The organism is Crocinitomicaceae bacterium, assembly GCA_016708105.1.
Lineage (GTDB): Bacteria > Bacteroidota > Bacteroidia > Flavobacteriales_D > Crocinitomicaceae > JADJGJ01.
The window spans coordinates 1-21,897 of sequence record JADJGJ010000003.1; the positions used below are offsets into that span (position 1 = coordinate 1).

Here is a 21,897-nt window from a genome sequence, read left to right on the forward strand (position 1 = left end):
TCTGATCAGCTTGTTCAAAAGCCTTTAGTACAAGAAAATGTTTTTTGCAAGTGTCACCACCGGTTTGTTTGCAACTTTTGTTTGATCACCATTACGTCGAAAAAAGCAAGTGTCTGTGTTTGGCCGATATTTGAATTGGCTTTCCATTCAATATATTTTTCTTGAAGTCAGAAAGATCACGCTGAGTAACTATAGCCCCAAACTGTAAACTACACCCTAACAATACAGATGTTTTGAGACGAATCATTTCAATGTATTCTTTCAACGTTACATCTGAACGTTTTTTCAAAGTCCATATCGAGTTTTGACCTTCACACACTTCAGTTGCCGTTTTTATTAAATACTTCTATCAGCGCATGTGAAACTACAGGTGAGTAGGTGTTCTGAGTCTTTGCACGCCTCAATCCGCATTCCAGCTCCGCTGAGAATTCCAACATGGGTATTCCATTTTGTGTGCACTGTTGCTTTACCTCTGCGTAATGGCGCGGCATCCATGATATCATCATGAATTAAACTGAAATTATGAAAAGCTCAACAGATAATGCTGCGTTCATACTTGTTCAGCAGGTTTTCCAAAAGCATTGCATGACATCAAAGTCAACTGGTCTCATGTTTTTTCCACCCGAGAAAGTATATACTGCATGGGCTGATACAGCAGAGCAGGTGTTTTGGGGAGCCGAATTTGAAACAGCTTGCTTGAGTCAGTTTGAGATAAACTTCCTAAATTTATTCATCGTTGATCTGCTTCGAGTTTGAATCTTGCCTCGTCATTTTCCTCACGGCGTTATCAAATTTCAAGATTGTCAAATTCATGTCTTCTTCTTCATGAAATATTTGAAGCATGGGTTCACGCACGGCTTTGTAATCATCTTTTTATCCATCCACAAAAGCAGTTAGTAATACAATTAAATTTGAGAGCATAGACACAAGCAGTGTAAGAGAAACAAGTATGCCCAGCGCTTTGAAACACCAAACTCAGAAAAAGTAACATCCATCCAAAGAAAAGAATGATAGACGCATAACTCATCTTGTACCGGTTTCACGCAAGGCCATCAGTACACATCTTCTAAATCATGTTCTTCAAGCTTTAGTTCTTGTCCGAAGATTTAGCAGAAAATGTTCAGGGTGTCATCAACTGAAATACCAAATGCACCTTGAATACAAAAGTAGCGGCAGAGGTTTCCCATGGGCACACCAAGACATCCCATGATAGCAGCAAGGTAGTCATCAATGGAATAAAATTTGGAACAAGAGAGGAAATAATAACCATGCGCCATGATTTCGAAAAGGAATGCACTTTTTTTTTTATAATCAACCCGATTAATACATATTAGCAATAGAAAAGTGAAGTAAACAAATTGATAACAAGATATTATGTTCCGTTTGATGAAAAACTACTATTGTTCCGGTAAAGGTTTCATCCCAGTGGTTTTCATCAATTGCTTTTGAGACTGTCATTGAATCCGGCATTGTCATGATTTGCGTAGAGTGAACTTTCATCTATATTGTTTACATCATCCGTGCCTGAACAAAATCTTTTCATCAATGAACGCCGTAGGATATTCAGAATAGAACAAATTTGTAATGCACCAGTTTTTCTTGTCCACTTTTCTTCCGATGATTTGCTGATACGCACTATCCATGGCGAGCGTATTTGAGGATTGATCAATAACCGATCCAATCACGGTTTAATGCTATCAACAATAGCCTGTATTTCATAAGCGCCCGTGTCACGAATTTGCATGGTGATGCGGGTAATGGTTTTGGTTGAATCTAGAAAAGCGTTGGAACCTGTTCCGCCCGCAGAGTTTTTAACACGGCAGCATTTTGCTGTCTCCTTGGTTACAGACGGAATAACATAACGAGATGAATCATTATTGCTGTACGCCATGTTGATGTTTTAATACCGTCAGCAACAGAAAAGTGATTTTCTGAAAAATACTCAAATGTTGCAAGGTAGTTTTGCACATCTTCTATTTTTTTGAAACTGATTCCAGTAGACATTAGAATCTTTGTGTTGATTAATATATCCAAATGGTATAGAGCCTCTGAAATTGTCTTGAATGAAATGCAAAGATCTTGTGTGATCGTGGGGGATCATCCTGAGGGCAAATCACCGGTGATATTACCGGTTGTTTTATTCGATAATTCCGAATATTGATATAATGGCGATAATACCAACTCCGGCATAAATCCATTTGCGTTTATATACGCTGAGGTATTCGTTTTCAACTGCAAATACCAGCCATTGTTTTTCAAGATGTTTAAGATGTTTAGTTTGGGGTACTTTGGAATAGCTTAAAATAATTGGCAATACGGTAAGGCAAAGAATAAAAACCACCATGATATTAATGGATGCAACCACGCCAAATTCAAATAGTCTTTCTGAATTTGTACAGAAAGTACCAAAACCAAGTGCGGTGGTCAGGTTGGTCATAATGAGGCAAGACAATATTACAATAACTCTGAAAGCCCTTTGATTTTATTGCCGTGATGTTTAATCTCTTGATGATATTTTGTGATGAGGTGGGTACAATTGGGTATATTAATGCAAATCATCAAAGGGGAATCAACCACAATAACAGACAGTTTATACCCCAACAAACCTAATGTTCCCAATGCCAGAATAACACCAATAAATACAACTGGAAATACAAATGAGCACCACGTTAACTGATCTGAAAAAATAAAGAGTACTAAAGAGGTTACGCCAATGAAGCGCGATGAGAAAACAAGTTCACCCTCAAGTTTTTAGCAACCGCCACTTCGTAAGGTGTGGCATACTGATACCCTTATTTCACCTAACACCGGTTCATGTTCAAAGCAATTTCTTCTACCTTAATAAGCTCTTTTTAGGAGTTTTCACATTTGCTATGATGCCTTCATCAACAAATGCCATCAAAAGAGAGGTGTTTGTTTCAGGGTTATAGATCAAAATCTTTTTACAGGGTTTGAGCGAATGATTTTTGAGACTATCTACCTCGCTTGTGTTTGAGGTTTTGATCTCACTACTTTGTCAAAGAAAACTTTTCATTTACAGTATCTTTGCCAATTGGTAAAGATGTTGCTTCCAGAAAAAATAGAATCTATGCATCTGATTTTGCTACTTCAAGTCCAAATTCGAAGCATTAATTGCTTTCAAGTCGAATAAAGATCCCCTCTGTTTGGCAGCAAAAATTAAAAGTGATTCACTACCTGCCAAAACTGCTTTTCACTAATTCGTAATCACGTTTTGGTTCAGAATCTTTAAGTAACATGGTTCCATAGCGCTGTCCATTTTGATTTTGCAAACGCAAAATATCCAAAGAATGCTGTAAGTAAAAATATTGCAATCAGAATGGCAAAATCCGATAGCGCAAAATCATTTGTGAAATTTTGAAAACCACATGCTGTGCCGAACTTGAATTTCAAAAGTAATATAAATCAATGAATCAAAGACGTTTTAGACAAGGATTCTTTTTATCAGAAAGCATTATATTCTTGTGGATTTAACGCAACCCCTTTACAGAGTTCAAAAGTAAGATGAGGCCCTGAAGTGTTTTCACCTGTGTTGCTCTACTATTCCAAGTGGATCACCGGTTAATTGGCGATCTCCTTGTGTTTTTAATAATACTGAACAGTGTTTGTAAACCGATAATTCATTGTTGTGTTGCACAATCAGAATGTTGCCCTCACCCGGAACCCAAGTGGCAACCACTACAGTTCCATCAAGACAGGCTTTACCGGCTCATCAGCCACAGTACTACATCAACACCAAAGTGATCTTTAGCCGCTTGAATGATTGTGAAATCTGACCGTTCACCGGGTAAAGAAAATCTACCGCAACTCTCGGATTTCCCGTTGGAACTGATTTTGGTTTTCCATTTGCTCTCTGAACAAACTGTCTTCAGCTGATCTTGAAAAATCAGGTTTATAATTTACATACGTAGTGTCTTGCTTTTGAAGATAAAGACTGTCATCAAATGGTTCATCAGTGAGTATATGTTTAATGTCTCGTAGAAAATATCATTTTTATTGGTCATTTGGTATAATGAATCAATGGTTTTATTCTGCTGTTCCAGCATCAGTCTTGTTTCATCAGCTGATTGCGTGCTAACAATGGTGCTGAGTGAAGTATACCTGAATAAAATCATCACAGTAACAATCACCAGCAAAGTGTAAAATATAATTACTGAAAGAATGGTCATAGAAGATACCGAGAAACTCCACTTCTCATGGTAGGTGGTATCATCCATATAAGTGAGCTTATGCTTTTCACGCATGCGCTCAATGATTTGTCCTATTTTCTCAGTCCATTTCAAGATGGACAAAAATACCGAATTTAATTACACCTTAGAATACAAGATATTCTGCCTGATCTTTGTCATCTGAAACTCAGTGCTGAAAAATATGTTAAAGCATATCCGCAGCCTGCTGAAAGGATTTAATATTCAAAGTCACAGTCGGTGTCTTTTAAAATCATCTGATAGTTGAATCAATGGTTCATACATTTGGCTCGTTTTTTGCTTACATTTGAACAACCATTTACTTGATTTGACGTTATATATACTAAACAGGCAAATCAACTAACTGCTAAAAAAAACACCCGATTTCTGAAAAGTCTGATTCACATATCTTTCCTCAGCATGCTGCTGCTTGTTCAAGTTCAGGTATACGGACAATTAACTACCTCAACTTCCATGACGCCGACACAACTGGTAGAAAACGTGCTTGTGGGCAGTGGAGTAGCAGTGTCAAACGTAATGTATAACGGACACCCTGAAGCAATTGGCTCTTTTACCGGTACAGGCACTAATCTTGGATTAAGTAACGGAATACTATTAACCACAGGTACAGTTTTAAATTCAGGTGGATTTTTTGGAGGTAATGGTCCGCACGGCCCTAATGACAGTGGAAGTGCCGGCATTGATAATGGAGAACCCGGTTATACTCCGCTCACTACACTTGCCGGAGCCTCAACATATAATGCTGCCATTCTTGAATTTGATTTGGTGCCACAAAGGGACAGTGTGAAGTTCAGAAATGTTTTTGGTTCTGATGAATATCCTGAATAGGTTGACGGCGGTTTTAATGATGCATTTGCTTTTTTTCATCACGGGTCCGGGCTTTGGAGGTACTTATAATATGGCTAATATTCCCGGCGGCGTGGTGTGGTTTCAATTGACAACATCAACAACGGAACATCCAATACTGGGCCTTGCCAGAATTGTACATACTACGTCAACAACGGTACAGGATCTAATGCACCATACAACGGCAGTAGTTTTTACATTCAGTATGATGGCTTCACGGTAGTGATGGAAGCTAAAGCAGATGTTCAATGTGGTGAGACCTATCACTTGGTAATTGCTATTGCAGATGCGGGTGATGGCGCTTATGATTCAGGAATTTTTTTGGAAGCAAACTCACTCGCAAGTTTTGCGCCCATTGAAATTAATGGAGACTTAACCAATGATCATTTTGGTAATAATTATCAGATGGCTGAAGGATGTGAATCAGTTACTGTAACGGTTAGTCGTCCTGCATCCATGGCGGCGGCAGCTGAAAGTATTCCAATCACTGTATTAGGCACCGCAACTGAAGGAGTTGATTATTCCAACATTCCACCATCAGTAAATTTTGCTGCCGGACAAACTACCGTGACCTTCACAGTTGATGCTTTTTCTGACGCATTGGCTGAAGGAGATGAAACTATTATTATTCAATTGAATCAGCCTGATCCATGTGGTACAAGTACTTTTATTTCTCTTGATCTTGTCATAAAAAATACAGCGCCTTTACAAGTGAGTATACCAGGTCACTCGTTGCATTGCCCCGGTGAAGAAGTTACTTTGAATGCCACTGTCACCGGTGGAATTGAACCTTATACTTTCTCTTGGACAACAGGTGAAACTACAGAAGACATCCTTGTTGCTCCATTATCAACCACCACATATACACTCACGGCAACTGATATCTGTATTGGTACACCGGCAAATGGATCAGCGGTTGTTACCGTTCCGGTTTATCCGCCAATCAGCATAATCACTTCGCCTGATACGTCAGTACTTTGTCCTAATACTCCGGTTGTTCTTTACGCTGAGGCTTCAGGCGGTGAAGGTTCCTTTACTTATACATGGATGGATGGAACAACTACCATTGGCACCGGTCCTGTAGTTACTGTTTCTCCTATGGTTACAACTACCTACATTGTTATGATTGAAGATGGTTGCGGATCTCCAACGCAAACGAATATAACTGTTACGGTGATTGCATCCGTGTTAGAATTAATTATGTCACCTGATCAATTGATTTGTCCGGGTGATACGGCCAATATTTTTGTGATTGCATCTGAAGGTTTGGGTAACTATACTTACTATTGGTATCATTCAGGTGAAACAACTTCTTCTGTAATGGTGTCGCCTAATTATACTCACACGTATACCGTCGCTGTTGAAGATGATTGTCACACCTATCATATTGATGGCTCAACCATAGTTGAGGTAGTAAGACCTCATGCAAATTTTGGTGTTCTCACCAATGAACCTATGGTTGATTTACCCGTGGCATTCCAAAATTTATCCAGCGGAGGAGTTGCTTGGGAATGGTATTTTGACAACGGAGATTTTTCTACTAATAATTCTCCTTTGACTACATATAGCCATTGGGGATGGTATGATGTTACCCTTGTTGCATTCAATGAGATTGGTTGTACTGATACGGTAACAAAACCAATTTACATCAAACCTGAATTCTATTTCTATGCGCCAAATAGCTTTACACCAAACGCTGACCGCTTCAATAATTATTATGAGGTAAGTGTGATTGGTGCAACTGACTTTTTATTCCAGATTTATGATCGTTGGGGAAATTTAATTTACGAAACCACCGATCAGTATTTCCGTTGGGATGGCACGTATAATAATCAAGTAGCGTTTGATGGTGTTTTTGTTTATAAGGCAAGAGTTGTTGATCGTGAATTAATGCCACATGAATACGTTGGTCACATTACCGTTCTCAGGTAATTAAAAAAATCACTTTATTTTGAATTTCTATTTTTAGTTGAAATTAAAACTAGAAATTGCTTTTCACTTTTTTCAAAGCGGAAGAAGGCAATTGATACTCATTTGCATTCAGCAGATTATTGTACATTTGAATGATAATTGTTATTGAGGATGCATCACTTTTTTTACCGGTTTTTTTTTGCCTATAGTTTGTTTGCTTTTGTGTTCTTCTCATGTGGCGGAGAATCAAACAGTGTTGAGCAACATGAAGCGGGAATTGACAGCACCTCATTTTGGGCTGATTCTATTTTTGGTAATCTTACACAAGAACAAGCATACAATCAACACCTCATCTTTGAAATTCCTGATCATTACCAACAGGCCATAGATAGTTTTGCTAATTGGGTTGTGGAACATCAACCTGGCGCTCTTCATTTGATAAATTGGAATACAGACAGCATTCAAAGACTAAAAAATATACTTGATACACACCAACTGGTTCAGCCATTTTTCTACGCTGATTATACTGAAATAACAAATACCATTTCATACCCATGGTGGGAGGCAAACAAAGATGCACGTGATCTTTCATTCACGCAATTTTTTGGTGAGGCAGGATTTCAATTACTCAATTTTAATCAACCCATACCACCTGATAAATTCAATCGTGCTTGGCTTGACTCCATTTATTTGAAACAAGGTATCACGCCGGTAATTCAAAACTTTCATGATCAAAATGCACAAACTGATTTTGATGATTTTCTCAATAGTTTATCATGGTGTAATCATGCAATTGAGTTGACACTGCAGCAATATGACAGTGTTAGTTTAAACAATTACCGAAAATCATATTCTTTTGCAGGAATTTTTATTGTACGTACAAAGGAACAAATGATCAACTACCTGTTGGGAAATGGAACAGACCTAGTGTATAAAAGACTTGAATCTCCTGAGACATTTTCAGCATGGAAGCCCTCTTCAGAAGAACAAATTATTTTTGATGAAAGCACCAAAAGAATTCTCAAACGAAAAGCACAACGACCTGAATATAAAAAACCCGTTAATAGCAGTGAAGAATTAAATTATATCCATCTGAATTTTCAGTCAAAAAGCACCGCGTTGTTGCGTAATGATGGTAAGTTAATTCCGTTCAAATCAAAATTTACTTTGTATACAGATAAGATAACAAATTTGAGTCAAAAGACAAGAACAGATTGCGGAGTGAGCATAGTAAATAAAAAAGCAGACAACAAAAATCTGAATGAAATAATCAATTCAAAAGGCAATAAAGTGATTATGTTGGATGACACGTGCAGTGATGATTTTCTTGCAGAAATAAATAAAATAAAAGCAGAAAAAAACACCTTGGTTGCGTTCTCAAATCCTGCGCATTATGAAAAGTTGAGTGCTTGTCCTAATTTAATTTTTTATCCTGAAATAAATGATTTTTCAGTAGGAATGTTGGTGCAACAGATCACTTCACGTCTCACCTTAAACGGAGATTTTTACTTGCCGGATACTTTGGTAAAAGGAATTTTTTTGGAGAAAAAATTACTTGCTCGTACTGATCCAAATTTTGTTGGATTAGATGCAGACACCCTTGCCTATATTTCAGGCATGATGAGTAATTGCATGAGTAATCACGCTTTCCCCGGAGGACAAGTTTTAATTGCAAAAAATGGTTGTATTGTGTATGATCGTGTTTTTGGAAAACATACCTATCAAGGACAATCTTTGGTAACTGAAAATTCCATGTATGATCTGGCTTCAATAACCAAAGTTGTTTCCACTACCATGGTAGGCATGAAACTTTATGAAATGGGCATGTATGAATTAGATGACAGTCTTGCTACCTATTTGCCGGATTCATTGCGCTTGCATTTGAAATTTCCTAGTACCATTCGCAATCTCACGTTTCAGGAATTGTTCACCCATTGCAGCGGAATGCCTGCAGGTTTTCCCGTTATCAAATACATGAAATACACCACACCTGATTATGGCAGATATGATAAATATTATTGTGATCGTCCGGATTCAGTTTATAATACTGAAGTAGCTGAGGGATTTTATTTGGAAAGAGAACAGCAAGATTCAATGTGGCTCAAATTAAATCAGATTTATCTCAATCCTGATAAGTCATATCACTACAGTGATGTCAACATGAATACTTTGTATTTTATTTTTAAAAGTATCATTCAAAAAGATTCTGCAAAATTTGGTTTCAATCAGCCAACAAAACAACTGAAGGATAAAAATGTATTTGAAGAATTTTTGTACAATACCTTTTACAAACCATTAGGAATGAATCACACCATGTATCGTCCGCTGAAAAAATACAGCAGAGATATTATTGTGCCAACAGAAAATGATACCTGGTGGAGAAAACAACTTTTGCATGGCCATGTGCATGATCCCAACGCAGCTTTGCATGGAGGAGTAGCAGGTAATGCCGGTATCTTCTCAACAGCAAATGATTTAGTCATATTATTCCAGATGTTACTCAACAAAGGAGTGTATAATGGTCAACGATATTTGAAGGCAGAAACCGTTGAAAAATTCACCTCACGTCAGGAAAATTGTTTTCGCGGATTAGGATTCAACAAACCATCCATGGGTTCAGTATCATTTGGTATGTCACCCAACACATCATTGAGCACTTATGGTCACACAGGTTTCACCGGCACCTGTTTTTGGATTGACCCTGAACACGAATTAATTTATATTTATTTGTCTAACGCCGTTCACCCAACCGTGAATAACAAAACCTATGAATACGGTATCCGCAAACGCGTGCATCAATGTGCCTATGACGCCATGATGGGAGAGGAGTATTAGAATAAATTTTAGGAATGCCCTCAGGTTAAAAATTTATGAATCTCTACGCGTCCTTACCGGCCTTAACACCTTTATGAAAAGCGCTAAAAAGAATATACAAAACGACTCTATCCAAAGGTTATACCATTTACACTTATTCTTTAGTCCAATCGTATTGCGGTATAATCTGCGAGTTGCGTAGGAATCAGATGGGAAGCATTGGATGAAGATCTATCTATGAAAGGGTTTATTAAGTCGTACGCAATCAATGAAACTATCCGCAGTTTGAAAAGTGGGAGGAAAGTGAAAAGGGTTGCGTGAATAATAACACTGTGTTACGACTTAATGGGCGCCACGATTATTTTGATTTTTTGGCCTTGTTAGTAATATCAAAACCTTCCGCAAAAAATTCTTCGACACTCATATTCAATCCCAACTTAATAATGCGTACCAGATTTCCGAAAGAAATATTACGTTCCTTGCGCTCATAACCGCGCATCAACGATCTTGCTATTTCACTTTCTATAGCCAGTTTTTCTTGACTCAAACCTTTGGATTTTCTCAAATGAATAATTCTATCAACCAATTTGTTGAGGTATTTCTGTTCTATTGATTTTAGTTCAGATTTCACATAACAAATCTCCAAAAACAGTTCATCAATAGTAACTCTATATATAGACCCTCTATAAATAGAAATTATTTTGTATATTTGTTATTGAAGTTTAATATGGGACACTTTAATAGACACGAAATGAAAGATAATTATGATGATTTGGCGGATTTTTTAGGTTGTCCGCGTCAGATTTGGACTCTTGTGAGTTTGAAATACATGAACGAACAGGTCACGACGATGTAATCTATGGATATTACATTGAATTTGGTGAGGAGACATCACTGAAAATACTGAAAAAAGTGAATGCAGACGAGGATCGATGTGTTGATATTACCGGATTTAATTTTGAATAAGTATGAAATCATTTAATCCTATGAAACATTTATTGATCTTTTCAATAGCGATGCATTCAATTTCTTTCTCATTCGGACAAATCGATACAGACTCGTTACCGCTTAAAAATGGGATGATATACTTCTCCTTTTCCCATGATATGGGTAATTCGCAAAATTGTCTAAACCACTATTTCAGCAATGGCGGTATGAACCAGTATGATTTTAGTAAGAAATTGATGGAGAAAATTTCTGAATTCACACAGTCACAAAGCAACCTTCTATTAAATAAAAATTACACATTTTTTGGCAGCATATCTCCTGCCTGCGAGGGTGGTTCTGCAATTTGTACGTGTATGGACACAACGATGAATGCCGAAGTTATGCTAGGTGTGCCCACAAAGATCAGAGTCACACCACTATTTGGGCTGGCTAAAAAGAAGATATTATCTCAATCAATTGTGGGCAAAGTTCAGTTGGTCATGCATTCAAAATCTTCATATACGATAAATATTAGAGGATTTACATACAAGTGTACTACATATAAAGCCGGAAAGACGATCAACGAGGAACATCCGTTGGAAGATCTATACTTAGATAATTTAAAAAGCACTTCAAGTTCGCTTGCGCAGAAAAATATTTACAGTGACCTTAATAAATTCATGAATCAGTTCGATATAATTATAGAAGAGACATTTGTCGAAATGATAAAAGTTGATGAGTTGGACTGAACTATAATGTTATTGTGAGGCAGATTGTATAATTAATGCCTAAGAAATATTCAAGTGGAGTTTAATCCTGAACTAGCGGGTTAATCTGCAGAAAATTGCACAATTGTCTGGCTCTCATGTATTAAAGAATGAAATTTCATGGGCGGAGTATATTTCATTAATAGTTGATTCGTATCCAATGAAAAAATGTAAAAAGATAATATTGATTCTGATTTTAAGCATCATTTCTAACATTGGTACTACGCAGTCTGATCGGGGTTATCCTGAGTATGATAATTCAGAAATTGAGGAGGAAATGACGGACAGAGAGCTTGCTGTTTATTTGACAGAAAATGCAAAAAAGAAAAAGAAACGACAATGGATTTGGTTTGGGCTAATAGCCGGTGGACTTATTGTCGCTTATACAGTGCAGTCATTTAAGAAAAATAATAGGTAGCGGCAGTTATCTTTTTGGGAGTTTTAACAATTGAAAAATGGTTTCACCAATAAATTTAAATTCTATGATAAAGTTTTTATTAATTCTATCAACCGGATTTATAATCGGTTGCTCTGGTCCAAATTGTACTGATGGCGTGGTAAACGGAACAGAAACAGATATTGATTGCGGCGGCGATTGCCCTCCTTGTCCTATAACGTACACACCAACAGAATTAGCTCTTGAAGGCATCTGGACACTTGACAGTACTGTTCAGGTGGTCAATTCAATATATGATACAATAGTAGCTACAACCTATCACACAGATGCAGGTTGTAAGTTAGAATTTTCATTAGATCTTTATCCGAATCACACCTTTGCCAAACAAATGTATGGGTCTCCAGGTTTATGTTATTATCCTTTAGGTAGCGGTTGGTATATTAATGAAGCACACCAAACGCTGATAGATCAGTATACAATTGATGCATTAACAAGCAATTATTTGGTATTAGCACCCATATCTAACTCATCAGGTTCTTCAACAGTTTATTATTGTTATTCAAAATGAGTAGTTTGAGACGCGCTGCAGGTATAATAGCTATGGCTGCAGCTTGCGGTGGCAAGGGAGAATTAGTCTCCTTGAATATGGTCTTATGTCTGAGTGTAGTAGCTGTGACCTCTCAAATGTCATCCTTCAACTGAACAATCTCTCTGATTTCGGTATCGGATAATTCTCCAATCCATTTTTCACCGGTGTTGATGGTCATGTTGGCAAGACTTTTTTGGTTAGAATTGTGTTATCAATTTTCTCTTCTAAAGTTCTTTCGGTAATCATGCGGTGGGCGATTAAATTTTTTTCAGGCGATTCTGTAATTTTACTGTTCAGCAGCAAGAATAGAAACGCTAACACATTCCCTCATTCAATCCGCTATTCCTCATACTACAAACTCTTAGTCCTCCCCCCGTCAACCGGCACGTTAATTCCGTTGATATAGCTTGCAGCCGGAGACGCTAAAAATGCAATTACGCTTGCTACTTCTTCAGGTTCTGCAATGCGTTTCATGGGTGATTCATCAGCCATATGTTTGAGTAAACTATCATAACTTTCACCGGTTTTTGCAGCTTTATTTTCAAGAATAGATTTTTATCGTGCTGTGTTGGTTGCACCCGGCAGAACATTGTTAACGGTGATATTATATTGACCCAATTCATTGGCTAATGTTTTGCTCCAATTGGCAACAGCGCCTCGTATGGTATTTGATACACCTAAATTAGGTAAAGGTTGTTTAACTGAAGTAGAAATCACATTGATGATGCGTCCGTATTTTGCGGCAATCATTTTATCTTTTACTGCGCTCACTAAAATATGATTGCAAATTAAATGCATGTTGAAAGCAATTCTGAATTCTTCTAATGATGCTGAATTAACAGGTCCCGCCGCTGGGCCGCCGGTGTTGTTTACTAATATCTCAACAGATTTATCTTTTAAAAAATCATGAATCCGTTTTTCCAGTTCTTGACTTTGAGAAAAATCAGCAACCAAAAAATTGTGTTTTTGGTTTTTAGATGTGTCTAATTCACTCAAAACCGCTTTTAATTTGTTTTCATCTCTTGCAAGCAAAATAATATTTGCACCAAGCAATGCAAGTTCAATAGCGGTAGCTTTACCAATGCCTTGTGTGCTGCCGCATACCAGGGCGGTTTTGTTTTGGAGATTCAGATTCATGGATGATGTTTTTTTCAAAAGTATACACAAATAGAATCAAATGTGATGTGTTATAAAATTGTTTTAGGGAATCATATATTGGCTGTTTTGTTGAAAACAAAAGTTAAGTGATTGTGAACAAGTTGGTTCATTGCTTGTTAATGAAAGTTATATAAACAATGATTTTTGGGTCAAAAAGCACTAATAATGAACGATTTAGCCATTGGTTTCGTCCTTGCTATTTTGTTGAAATGTGAAAAAATGTGCACATAAAGTAGTCTCCTGATTTAAATAGTACGTAATTTTGTCCCCTTCAACACTAAACAAATAAATATGAAAAAGTCTTTACTATTAGCTCTCGGTTTCTTTGGAATGACCGGTGCAGCGCTGGCTACCACCTGTGGTGGAGCAACCGCTCTTCCTGCCTTTCCAAGCATGCCCCATGTGGAAACCCTCGTATGTGGGGGAACAAATGATGTTAACTCCGGAAATGCCGTTGCTTGCGGCAGTCTTTCTTATGTTGAAGGTTTGGAAGCTCTTTACAGCTGGACACCAACCTATGATTACACAGGTGTGACAATTGCGTATACCGGTCAAACCTATACAGGAATTTTTGTATATAATGGATGCCCAACTTCCGGTGGTATTTGTGTAGCCAATATAACCAGCAGTGCGAGTTCAAAAACACTAAATGTTGGGAATTTGACAGCAGGCGTTACATATTATATCATGATTGATACATGGCCTACTCCGGCTAGTCCTTGCCCGGGTTCATTCACTTTGAATGGTACCGTGAGTGTAGCTACACCTCCAACTCCAACTCAAGCACCAGGCGTGCCAACTTGTTCTGCCGGATCAACGATTGACGTAGTAGGTACTCCCGCAACGGATGTTACATGGTACTGGCAGTCTTCTGCTTCAGGAACTGACATGACACAACCTTATGCAGGGCCTTATACAATTTTTGCAAATGGAACATACTATTTGAGAGCCTATAATTCTGTTGCAGCAACCTGGTCAGCTAGTTCATCATCAATCACTGTTACTAATTTCCCTACAGCTGCTACACCACCGGTGCCAGTTGCTGCTATGAATCCTGCTTGTGTTACTGATGGAACTACCTTAACTGAAGCAGCGGCTCCAATGGGTCTTGTTTATTACTGGCAAGGAACGAGTTCAACAGGTACTTCTACTGCTGATGATGCAGTCAATCCTTATGCGGGATCAACTAGTGTTACTTACTACGTGAGAGCTTATGACCCAACTAGTCAATGTTGGTCGGATGCCTCTGGATTAGCTGTAACCATAAGCACGTTGATTCCTTATGCACCTTCAACAACTGATCCAACTGTATTTGCATGTACCGGTGATCTTTCTGCAATCGTGTCTGCTGACCCTACTCCAATGCCTGTTTCTGGAAATTACACGCTGAATATTATTGATAGTTATGGTGACGGATGGAACGTAAACACTATTGATGTTTTATTGAATGGTGTACCTGTACTTTCTGGCGTTACACTTCCAAGTGGTTCTGCCGGATCTGTTACATTCCCTGTTAATGAAGGTGATGTTATCACCACCGTATTCAACGCAATTGGTTCTTGGGTTTCTGAGTGTTCATTTAACGTAATGAATCAATCCATGGTTGTTGTTGCAAGTGGAAATTATCTTGCTAATATCCCTCCTTATACTGTACCAATGCCTGGCTACACAATTGAATGGTTTGATGCTCCATCTGCCGGTACTTCTTTAGGTACAGGAAGCACTCTTGAGTCAGTTGGTACAATTGTTCTACCAAATACGTCTACTGCCGGCGATTACAGTTTTTATGCAATGACTTACCTCAATGGCTGCTACAGCTCCGAAACTGAAATTGTTGTTGCGATTTCAAGTGTAAACGTAACCTTGGTTGGTGGTTCTGTAACTTGTAATAATGGAAATGATGGAACGTTTACACAAAGTGCAGTACAATGTGGTACAGCACCATTTACCTATTCTGTAGATGGTGGAGCCTTTGGTGCCATTCCAACAAACTTGACAGTAGGTTCTCATACAGTAGTTGTTCAAGATGTGGCTATGAATACCAGTGGAACTTATGCGGTAGTAATCGGTGATGCTCTGGCACCAAGTGCACTTAGCGTTACAGGTTTTACTAATGACATGATTGATATTACTTGGACTGGAAATGGTTCTGAGACTGAGTGGTTCGTTGAATGGGGTGCACCAGGATTTACACCTGGAACTGGAACAGAAATCGGTTCTGCAGGTGCTAACGCAAATTTCTACAATATTTCAGGTCTGGATGGCAACACGCAATATGATATTTATGTTGCAGCTGACTGTGGATCTGGTACTACACCATTTACATGGATTCTGGTTTCGCAAATTACTCTTTGTGATCCATTTATTGCTCAGGCTTTCTGTGAAAGTTTTGATTCAGATTCTCCAACTGAAGAATGTTGGACTGTAAAAAACCAAAATGCTGATGCAGATGCTTGGGATATGAATTATACTTTGAACACTTATTCAGGCGATCAAACTGCGGTTCTCTATACAGATTTTAATGCAGGCGCAAATGATGATTGGTTAATTTCGCCGATGCTTACACTTTCTAATAATGAAATTCTAACTTTCAACTACCGTGTTCAAAGTTCAGGTGAGCCAAATGACTTCCGAGTTATGTTGTCTACAACAGGAATGGACCCTGCTGATTTTACTGAAGAATTGATGGCCCTGAATTCATACTCTAATATTACTTATGCAGATACATCACTTGACTTGAGTGCTTATTCAGGTGATTGTTATATCGCATTCCATGTTCCAGCTGGTGGTTTAGACGGATGGAGATTGTACATTGATCAGGTTTGCGTTGATATTTGTATTCCTGCTCCAGGAGTAGACGGAAATGAGGACGTATGCCGCTTGGATAATACTCTTGATCTTAATACAGTAATTACTCAAGGTGAAACAAATGGAGTATGGGAGTTTCTTCCAAATCCTGGTGTGGTTTCTGGGTCAAATTTGAATCTTGGTTTATTACCTGATGGTACTTATAATTTTGAATACATTGTTACTACAGCATGTACAACAGACACTACGATAGCAACGGTGACAGTTTACCCAGCATCATCAGCCGGAAATGATGGCGTAATCAACGATATATGCAGTAACTGGTCAGCAGTGAATTTGGTTGATGGGTTGAGTGGTACAATTGATCTTGGTGGAAACTGGAACAATGTATCTGGAGAAGGGACACTTACAGGTAGCTTATGGCAGCCAGAAGACACTACTATGTCAGGTGCTTACGATTTTGAATATGTTGTTAATAATTCTGTTTGTCCAAATGATACAGCAGTAGTTACAGTAAACATCATAGATTGTACAGGCATGACTGAGTCTGAAATCAACAATCTTGTAATCTATCCTAATCCAGTGGTTGATGTGCTTGCTATCAGCAATCTTGAGATCACCAATGGAGTTATTGAAGTGATGGATATTCAAGGTAAAATTGTCAACTCGTTTGTTGTAACAAATGTTAATGGTAATTTCTACATTGACATGTCTGACGTTCAGCGCGGAGTTTACGTGATACGTGTTATCAGCGAAGATTTTAATGCTGAGACTAGAGTAATTAAAAATTAATAAAATTAATCTGATGAAACGCCCTGACAACCTCGGGCGTTTTTTATCTTAGCATCTGAATTCTAACCCCATATTATGCCAATACGTGCTCCGTTTAATTTAAAAAGTGGATTGATGAAAACAGAAATCTGCTGAAACCACCTGTGTCAAACAAAAATTTGTACACTGAATCCGGTGACTATATTGTGATGATTGTTGGCGGGCCAAATGCAAGAAAAGATTATCACTTCAATGAAACGGAAGAACTTTTTTATCAGATTGAAGGAGACATTTCTGTAACTATTCAAGAGGATGGAAAGGCCAGAAAAATTGAAATAAAAGAAGGCGATATGTTTCTGCTGCCGGCCAACACCCCACACAGTCCGGCACGTCCTGAAAATACCGTTGGTCTTGTAGTTGAATGTGTGCGTAAGGGAACAAATTTCAGGGACGGCTTACTTTGGTTTTGTGATAATTGCAATCACAAATTACATGAAACCTATTTTGAGTTAGAGAATGTAGAAAAAGATTTTCAGCCGCGATTCAGAGAATTTTACAATTCACTTGATTTGCGCACGTGTAAAAAGTGTGGACACGTAATGGAAACTGACCCACGCTTCACTGACGAAAAGTAGTTGTTTGTATTAGATAAAATTCATGTGAGGCATTACAAGCCTAACTTGGTTCTTAAATAATTTTCCAGTTCAATTTTAAGTGACGAGTTGGAATCAACAAATAAACTTTTTTTGCCAATTACCAGTGTACCACAACCCATCAGACGGGTGTCTATTTGATTCTGTTTATCTTTTATAATTGATTTGACTAAAGCTGAAATGGAGTCAAATTCAGATTCACTGAGGGGCGTTGATTTTGGTTCACCACCTGAATATTCTCCAGATGAACTTTCAGCCGGACTTACCGGATTATAAATCAAACTATCAGTACGAATAATGAACTCATTATTGCTGCCATCAACATAGATGTACGCCGGTGAATCAGCTTTAGCTGCAGCCATGCCAAGTATTGCTATTGCGCAGATAAATACCGGAAAAAATATTTTTTGAATTCTCATAATGTTCTTTTATTTCAGCACGGTGACATGACCCTTAATTGATGTTCATTTTCATCCAAGTCTTTGTAGATGATTACCCAAACATATACATCATCCGGAACTTTTGTGCCGTTATACGTGCCGTCCCATTGATGATCAATAGAAGATGTTGAATAAACAATTTCACCCCAACGATTAAAGATGAGCATTTCAAAGTAAGAGATATTCTGAGTTATTGCTTGAAAATAATTATTGTGCTGATCTCCATTTGGTGTAAAGGCGTTAGGAACATAGATTAAAGGATCAAAATAGATAGGAACATTGGCGCTTGCTGTGCAGCCGTTCTGATCTACAACTGCTGCGGTATAAAATCATTTCACCCGGAGGATAAACAAAATTTTCAGCGCACTCAACACAGTAAACATAGTATGGAGGAGACCAAATGATGGTTCCGTTTGCTTCAGCCCAAATTGGAACTGTATCTCCCTCTACTGCATAGACTGCCGGTGATACCGTGATAACAGGTGATTCATATAATTCAACTGTTGTGATTAGTGAAGTAGAGCATCCGTAGATATCTGTTATTGTAACTGTGTAGGTTGTGTTGTTGCTTGGCTGGCGGTAGTCACAGAATCATGCGGATCAGAAAGTGTTCCTGTCTGAGTCCAGCTGTAGCTCATCCGCCTGATGCCCATAATACCGCTTCACCTTCAGGACAAATAATGGTGTCCGGTGAAACATATCCCGTCACTTCAATGACATCAACATGTACGGTATCAAAAGCTGAACCGCAGGCGTTGGTGAATTTAACAGCATAACTTGTATCAACCGATGGCCAAACAAAAGGATTATAAATATTGGTTGCACTGATATTGTAATTTGGGCTCCACAAATAACTTGTCGCACCATGCGCCGCAATCTGCACTTCATCGCCTTTGCAGAGTGCCACGTAATCAACTAGATTTGGATAAGGCAAATCTTGATCAACAATAACTTTTACCGTGTCAAAATATGGCAACTTCAGGGGTGACAATTTCAACAATATGTGGTAGTAATTAAAGGTGTTGCTATTGGAGAGGAGCTTGATGGATCATCTAAAGAAACCGTCGGTGTCCATAATATGTTTCACCACCGGCCACAAAAAGTTGAGCTGATCCTCCTACACAAATTGCCGTATCAGGGACTTGCCGTAGCATCAGCACCAAAGACATGTACAATAACATCAACCGTTCTTGTCCGCAATCACTTTCTACAACAACGAGAAGGTTGTTTCTTCCCATATTGTAGCCACCTGATTTGCACTTGTGGAGTCATCTAAAAATTCACCCGACCCCAAACATAAGAGTCACCACCAATTGCCCAAAGTTGTACTGATTCACCCGACAAATAGTATCAGCAAGTGTTCCTGCTCCAGCTTGTACATTGAATTTCTACATCAACATAAGCAGTATCCGGTAAAAAACAACCCATGGAATCAGACACAATAAGCATTGCGGTGTAGTTACCCGGTGTGGTGTAAAAGTGAGTTGGTTCGTAGTCAGTTGAAGTTGATCCATCACCAAAATCCCAGAAGTAAGAATTCCCGTTCTGGCTGTTGTTGTCAAATATAACAGGGTCAGGAATGCATATCACGGGAGTTCCAAGACCAAGTGCGGCTTCAATTTGATTTAACTCAAAAAGAAATGCGGCAAGATTACAATTGTTGCTGTTATTAGTTGGAGAAAACACAGTGAAGTTGGAAAACCATTTGGATTACCACTGCACGCCGCGCATACTGCGTGATAAATTCGCCTCCTTTGTCAAAACGAGAGTTCCTCCATCCTTCAGAGATCATTGGCACCCCGTTGTACTTCCCATAGCGTTGCATATTTCAACGTAAGTTATCTTTAGAATATTGAGCCAACTAGAAATTGCTGCCAGATGTGGTGAGTTGGTATGCATCCGGCGTCACAGGAAACCAAGCGTAGTACTATTAATGGCAGATGAGTTGGTTGAATTGGTAACACCGCCCCAGCCCGCAATAAAATTTCATAACAATCACTTACGAGAAAAGCAGGGTGAAATTTCTTCGTTTCCACTACCTCTGCCAAACACTGATGACCATTGTGTGGTAGTTAAATCATTGCTGATTTTGTATAAATTGTCCGCTATTGGGATTAACGTAGTGACCTGAAGTAACGGTGTAGGGACCTTGGTTTGTCCGTAAACATAAACGTAATTATCAATGTCCAACTGAACAAAATACGCTTGATCATAATCATTTGTCCCAAGATAAGTTCCTTTTACGGTACCATAACCGGGCAGCAAAACGGTAAACGTATCCATCAGTTGTTCCGCCTTTGAAACCAGGATTCATGCTGCCAGGTTGTGTTTAATAAATTTTGCACCGGTTGTTCCGCCTGCAACAAAATATCTCCATTAGAATCGTTGAACAGAGTTACCGACTCTAAACCTGATCCACCAATATAAGTACTCCAAAGAAGTGAAGTAAGATTGCCATTGAGCTTTGCAACAATCGTATCTTTGCGTGCCGCCTAGGTGTTATCAAAACCTCCGACAATTGGAAAGTTAGTAGATTGCGTACTGGAAGTAACATAGACAGATGAATTGTCAACCATAATTTCACCGTCATGAAAACATCTCCATAATTAAATGCAATGTCATTACCGCTTGACATACCGTCATTACCCGTTCCACCAAGATACGTGCTGCCAATAATTGAATTGCCTGATGCAGATAGTTTGGTGATGAATAAATCAGATCCATCAAAAGTCACATAGTTGTCAAACATGAAAGATGCCCACCCTGTTTAGTGGTTTGATAAGCACCTGCGCTGACAGGAAAATTAGTTGACGAAGTAACGCCAAACACGTACAATTCATTGGCATCATTTACAATTAATGAGTGAGGAGACTTTCATCATTTCCATCTAAATAAGTAGAGAAAAGAATGCCTGATCCGGTTGAATTAAATTTAGTAATTCCTATATCAATTTGTCCCCCGTTAAATGAGCCGTCATGGTCCTGATGAGGTAGGGCATCCAGAACCAAATACAATTTCCTGCGGCAATAAGATTTTTTGTTCTGATCAGGCAGTCATTCTCAGTTGTCAGCTGAAGAGCCTGTGAATAGAAAAGTTAAATCAGGATCTATAACTAAACAGCCGAATTATCATAGCTGTTTGGAAAACAGTGCATTTGATTTCCGCTGAGTTGATAATAACATGCAACTTCAGTTTTTTATCATCAATGATTTGATATGCTTTGGTTTGCCTTCAATGATATTTCCTAAACTGGTTTCAATGATTAGTTGATCATTTTGAATATATACTCTATCATGCCCTTCATACTTACAACAAAATCTTCAGCGTTAGCACTGGCTGGAACAAGCACGTCATATTTGAGCGTAGCATTATTTTCATAGATATGTAAATCAATTCCGTTGTAGAGAGAAAGATATCTTACTTCATTACAGGCATAAACATTAGTTACCCATTTAGATGAATCAGGAACCAAGGAAATAATTTTTCATAAAATGGAGCGGGTTCACGCTCTTCAAACTGATTAGATTAGCGCCAAAAAGTGCGTTCCCGCACTACGTGAGATTTCATTTCTTCAGGTTTTTCTTCATCAT

Annotated in this window: 24 protein-coding genes and 1 pseudogene; 9 read left to right on the forward strand and 16 right to left on the reverse strand. The window is 38.4% G+C overall.

Annotated features, from left to right (window positions below; all coding sequences use genetic code 11):
* Positions 1-91: 91 nt before the first annotated feature.
* Positions 92-319 (reverse strand): hypothetical protein, encoded by a 228-nt coding sequence (locus IPH66_15865; protein ID MBK7130819.1) that lies wholly within the window; start codon positions 317-319, stop codon positions 92-94.
* A 17-nt stretch (positions 320-336) separates the two neighbouring features.
* Positions 337-495 (reverse strand): polyprenyl synthetase family protein, encoded by a 159-nt coding sequence (locus IPH66_15870; GenBank protein ID MBK7130820.1) that lies wholly within the window; start codon positions 493-495, stop codon positions 337-339.
* Between the two features lie 27 nt (positions 496-522).
* Here IPH66_15870 and IPH66_15875 point away from each other — a divergent pair, with 27 nt between their 5' ends.
* Entirely contained in the window at positions 523-756 is a 234-nt protein-coding gene (locus tag IPH66_15875) for a hypothetical protein (GenBank protein MBK7130821.1), read from the forward strand.
* A gap of 364 nt (positions 757-1,120) precedes the next feature.
* On the opposite strand, the gene IPH66_15880 is transcribed toward IPH66_15875, so the two are convergent.
* The 5 genes from IPH66_15880 to IPH66_15900 form a co-directional block, all read right to left on the reverse strand.
* On the reverse strand, positions 1,121-1,270 hold the full coding sequence (locus tag IPH66_15880; GenBank protein ID MBK7130822.1) for a hypothetical protein: 150 nt from the start codon (positions 1,268-1,270) through the stop codon (positions 1,121-1,123).
* Between the two features lie 411 nt (positions 1,271-1,681).
* Complete coding sequence (locus IPH66_15885; GenBank protein ID MBK7130823.1) at positions 1,682-1,891, reverse strand: hypothetical protein; 210 nt, start codon at positions 1,889-1,891, stop codon at positions 1,682-1,684.
* A 246-nt stretch (positions 1,892-2,137) separates the two neighbouring features.
* Complete coding sequence (locus tag IPH66_15890; GenBank protein MBK7130824.1) at positions 2,138-2,437, reverse strand: hypothetical protein; 300 nt, start codon at positions 2,435-2,437, stop codon at positions 2,138-2,140.
* Between the two features lie 1,104 nt (positions 2,438-3,541).
* Positions 3,542-3,697 carry a hypothetical protein gene (locus IPH66_15895; protein ID MBK7130825.1) on the reverse strand — a complete coding sequence of 52 codons (156 nt, stop codon included), beginning with the start codon at positions 3,695-3,697 and terminating at the stop codon, positions 3,542-3,544.
* A gap of 220 nt (positions 3,698-3,917) precedes the next feature.
* Positions 3,918-4,310, reverse strand: a complete 393-nt coding sequence (locus IPH66_15900; GenBank protein ID MBK7130826.1) for a hypothetical protein — start codon at positions 4,308-4,310, stop codon at positions 3,918-3,920.
* Between the two features lie 315 nt (positions 4,311-4,625).
* Here IPH66_15900 and IPH66_15905 point away from each other — a divergent pair, with 315 nt between their 5' ends.
* The 3 genes from IPH66_15905 (at position 4,626) to IPH66_15915 (ending at position 9,818) form a co-directional block, all read left to right on the forward strand.
* Positions 4,626-5,054, forward strand: a complete 429-nt coding sequence (locus tag IPH66_15905) for a choice-of-anchor L domain-containing protein (GenBank protein ID MBK7130827.1) — start codon at positions 4,626-4,628, stop codon at positions 5,052-5,054.
* Between the two features lie 96 nt (positions 5,055-5,150).
* The gene (locus IPH66_15910; GenBank protein ID MBK7130828.1) at positions 5,151-7,004 is read left to right on the forward strand and encodes a choice-of-anchor L domain-containing protein; all 1,854 of its coding nucleotides are present in this window, start codon (positions 5,151-5,153) and stop codon (positions 7,002-7,004) included.
* Between the two features lie 150 nt (positions 7,005-7,154).
* Positions 7,155-9,818 (forward strand): serine hydrolase, encoded by a 2,664-nt coding sequence (locus IPH66_15915; GenBank protein MBK7130829.1) that lies wholly within the window; start codon positions 7,155-7,157, stop codon positions 9,816-9,818.
* 337 nt (positions 9,819-10,155) lie between these two features.
* On the opposite strand, the gene IPH66_15920 is transcribed toward IPH66_15915, so the two are convergent.
* Positions 10,156-10,407, reverse strand: coding sequence for a helix-turn-helix transcriptional regulator (locus IPH66_15920; GenBank protein MBK7130830.1), 252 nt, complete (start codon positions 10,405-10,407; stop codon positions 10,156-10,158).
* A 376-nt stretch (positions 10,408-10,783) separates the two neighbouring features.
* Between IPH66_15920 and IPH66_15925 the strand changes: the two genes are divergently transcribed.
* The 3 genes from IPH66_15925 to IPH66_15935 all read left to right on the forward strand — a co-directional run bounded on the left by IPH66_15925 (position 10,784) and on the right by IPH66_15935 (position 12,456).
* Positions 10,784-11,473, forward strand: a complete 690-nt coding sequence (locus IPH66_15925; protein MBK7130831.1) for a hypothetical protein — start codon at positions 10,784-10,786, stop codon at positions 11,471-11,473.
* Between the two features lie 202 nt (positions 11,474-11,675).
* Positions 11,676-11,909 (forward strand): hypothetical protein, encoded by a 234-nt coding sequence (locus tag IPH66_15930; protein ID MBK7130832.1) that lies wholly within the window; start codon positions 11,676-11,678, stop codon positions 11,907-11,909.
* A 64-nt stretch (positions 11,910-11,973) separates the two neighbouring features.
* On the forward strand, positions 11,974-12,456 hold the full coding sequence (locus IPH66_15935) for a hypothetical protein (GenBank protein ID MBK7130833.1): 483 nt from the start codon (positions 11,974-11,976) through the stop codon (positions 12,454-12,456).
* 372 nt (positions 12,457-12,828) lie between these two features.
* On the opposite strand, the pseudogene IPH66_15940 reads toward IPH66_15935, so the two are convergent.
* Positions 12,829-13,614, reverse strand: a pseudogene (locus IPH66_15940) (SDR family oxidoreductase).
* Between the two features lie 312 nt (positions 13,615-13,926).
* Between IPH66_15940 and IPH66_15945 the strand changes: the two are divergent.
* Positions 13,927-17,235, forward strand: coding sequence for a choice-of-anchor J domain-containing protein (locus IPH66_15945; protein ID MBK7130834.1), 3,309 nt, complete (start codon positions 13,927-13,929; stop codon positions 17,233-17,235).
* 110 nt (positions 17,236-17,345) lie between these two features.
* Positions 17,346-17,849 (forward strand): 3-hydroxyanthranilate 3,4-dioxygenase, encoded by a 504-nt coding sequence (locus IPH66_15950; protein MBK7130835.1) that lies wholly within the window; start codon positions 17,346-17,348, stop codon positions 17,847-17,849.
* Positions 17,850-17,881: 32 nt separating this feature from the next.
* Here IPH66_15950 and IPH66_15955 read toward each other — a convergent pair whose 3' ends face one another.
* The 7 genes from IPH66_15955 to IPH66_15985 form a co-directional block, all read right to left on the reverse strand.
* On the reverse strand, positions 17,882-18,286 hold the full coding sequence (locus IPH66_15955) for a hypothetical protein (GenBank protein ID MBK7130836.1): 405 nt from the start codon (positions 18,284-18,286) through the stop codon (positions 17,882-17,884).
* Positions 18,287-18,300: 14 nt separating this feature from the next.
* Entirely contained in the window at positions 18,301-18,579 is a 279-nt protein-coding gene (locus IPH66_15960; GenBank protein MBK7130837.1) for a gliding motility-associated C-terminal domain-containing protein, read from the reverse strand.
* Between the two features lie 362 nt (positions 18,580-18,941).
* Entirely contained in the window at positions 18,942-19,298 is a 357-nt protein-coding gene (locus IPH66_15965; GenBank protein ID MBK7130838.1) for a hypothetical protein, read from the reverse strand.
* A 61-nt stretch (positions 19,299-19,359) separates the two neighbouring features.
* Positions 19,360-19,545, reverse strand: coding sequence for a hypothetical protein (locus IPH66_15970; protein ID MBK7130839.1), 186 nt, complete (start codon positions 19,543-19,545; stop codon positions 19,360-19,362).
* A gap of 112 nt (positions 19,546-19,657) precedes the next feature.
* On the reverse strand, positions 19,658-19,993 hold the full coding sequence (locus IPH66_15975) for a PKD domain-containing protein (GenBank protein MBK7130840.1): 336 nt from the start codon (positions 19,991-19,993) through the stop codon (positions 19,658-19,660).
* A gap of 309 nt (positions 19,994-20,302) precedes the next feature.
* Positions 20,303-20,590 (reverse strand): hypothetical protein, encoded by a 288-nt coding sequence (locus IPH66_15980; GenBank protein MBK7130841.1) that lies wholly within the window; start codon positions 20,588-20,590, stop codon positions 20,303-20,305.
* A 979-nt stretch (positions 20,591-21,569) separates the two neighbouring features.
* On the reverse strand, positions 21,570-21,779 hold the full coding sequence (locus tag IPH66_15985; protein MBK7130842.1) for a hypothetical protein: 210 nt from the start codon (positions 21,777-21,779) through the stop codon (positions 21,570-21,572).
* Positions 21,780-21,897: the final 118 nt, after the last annotated feature.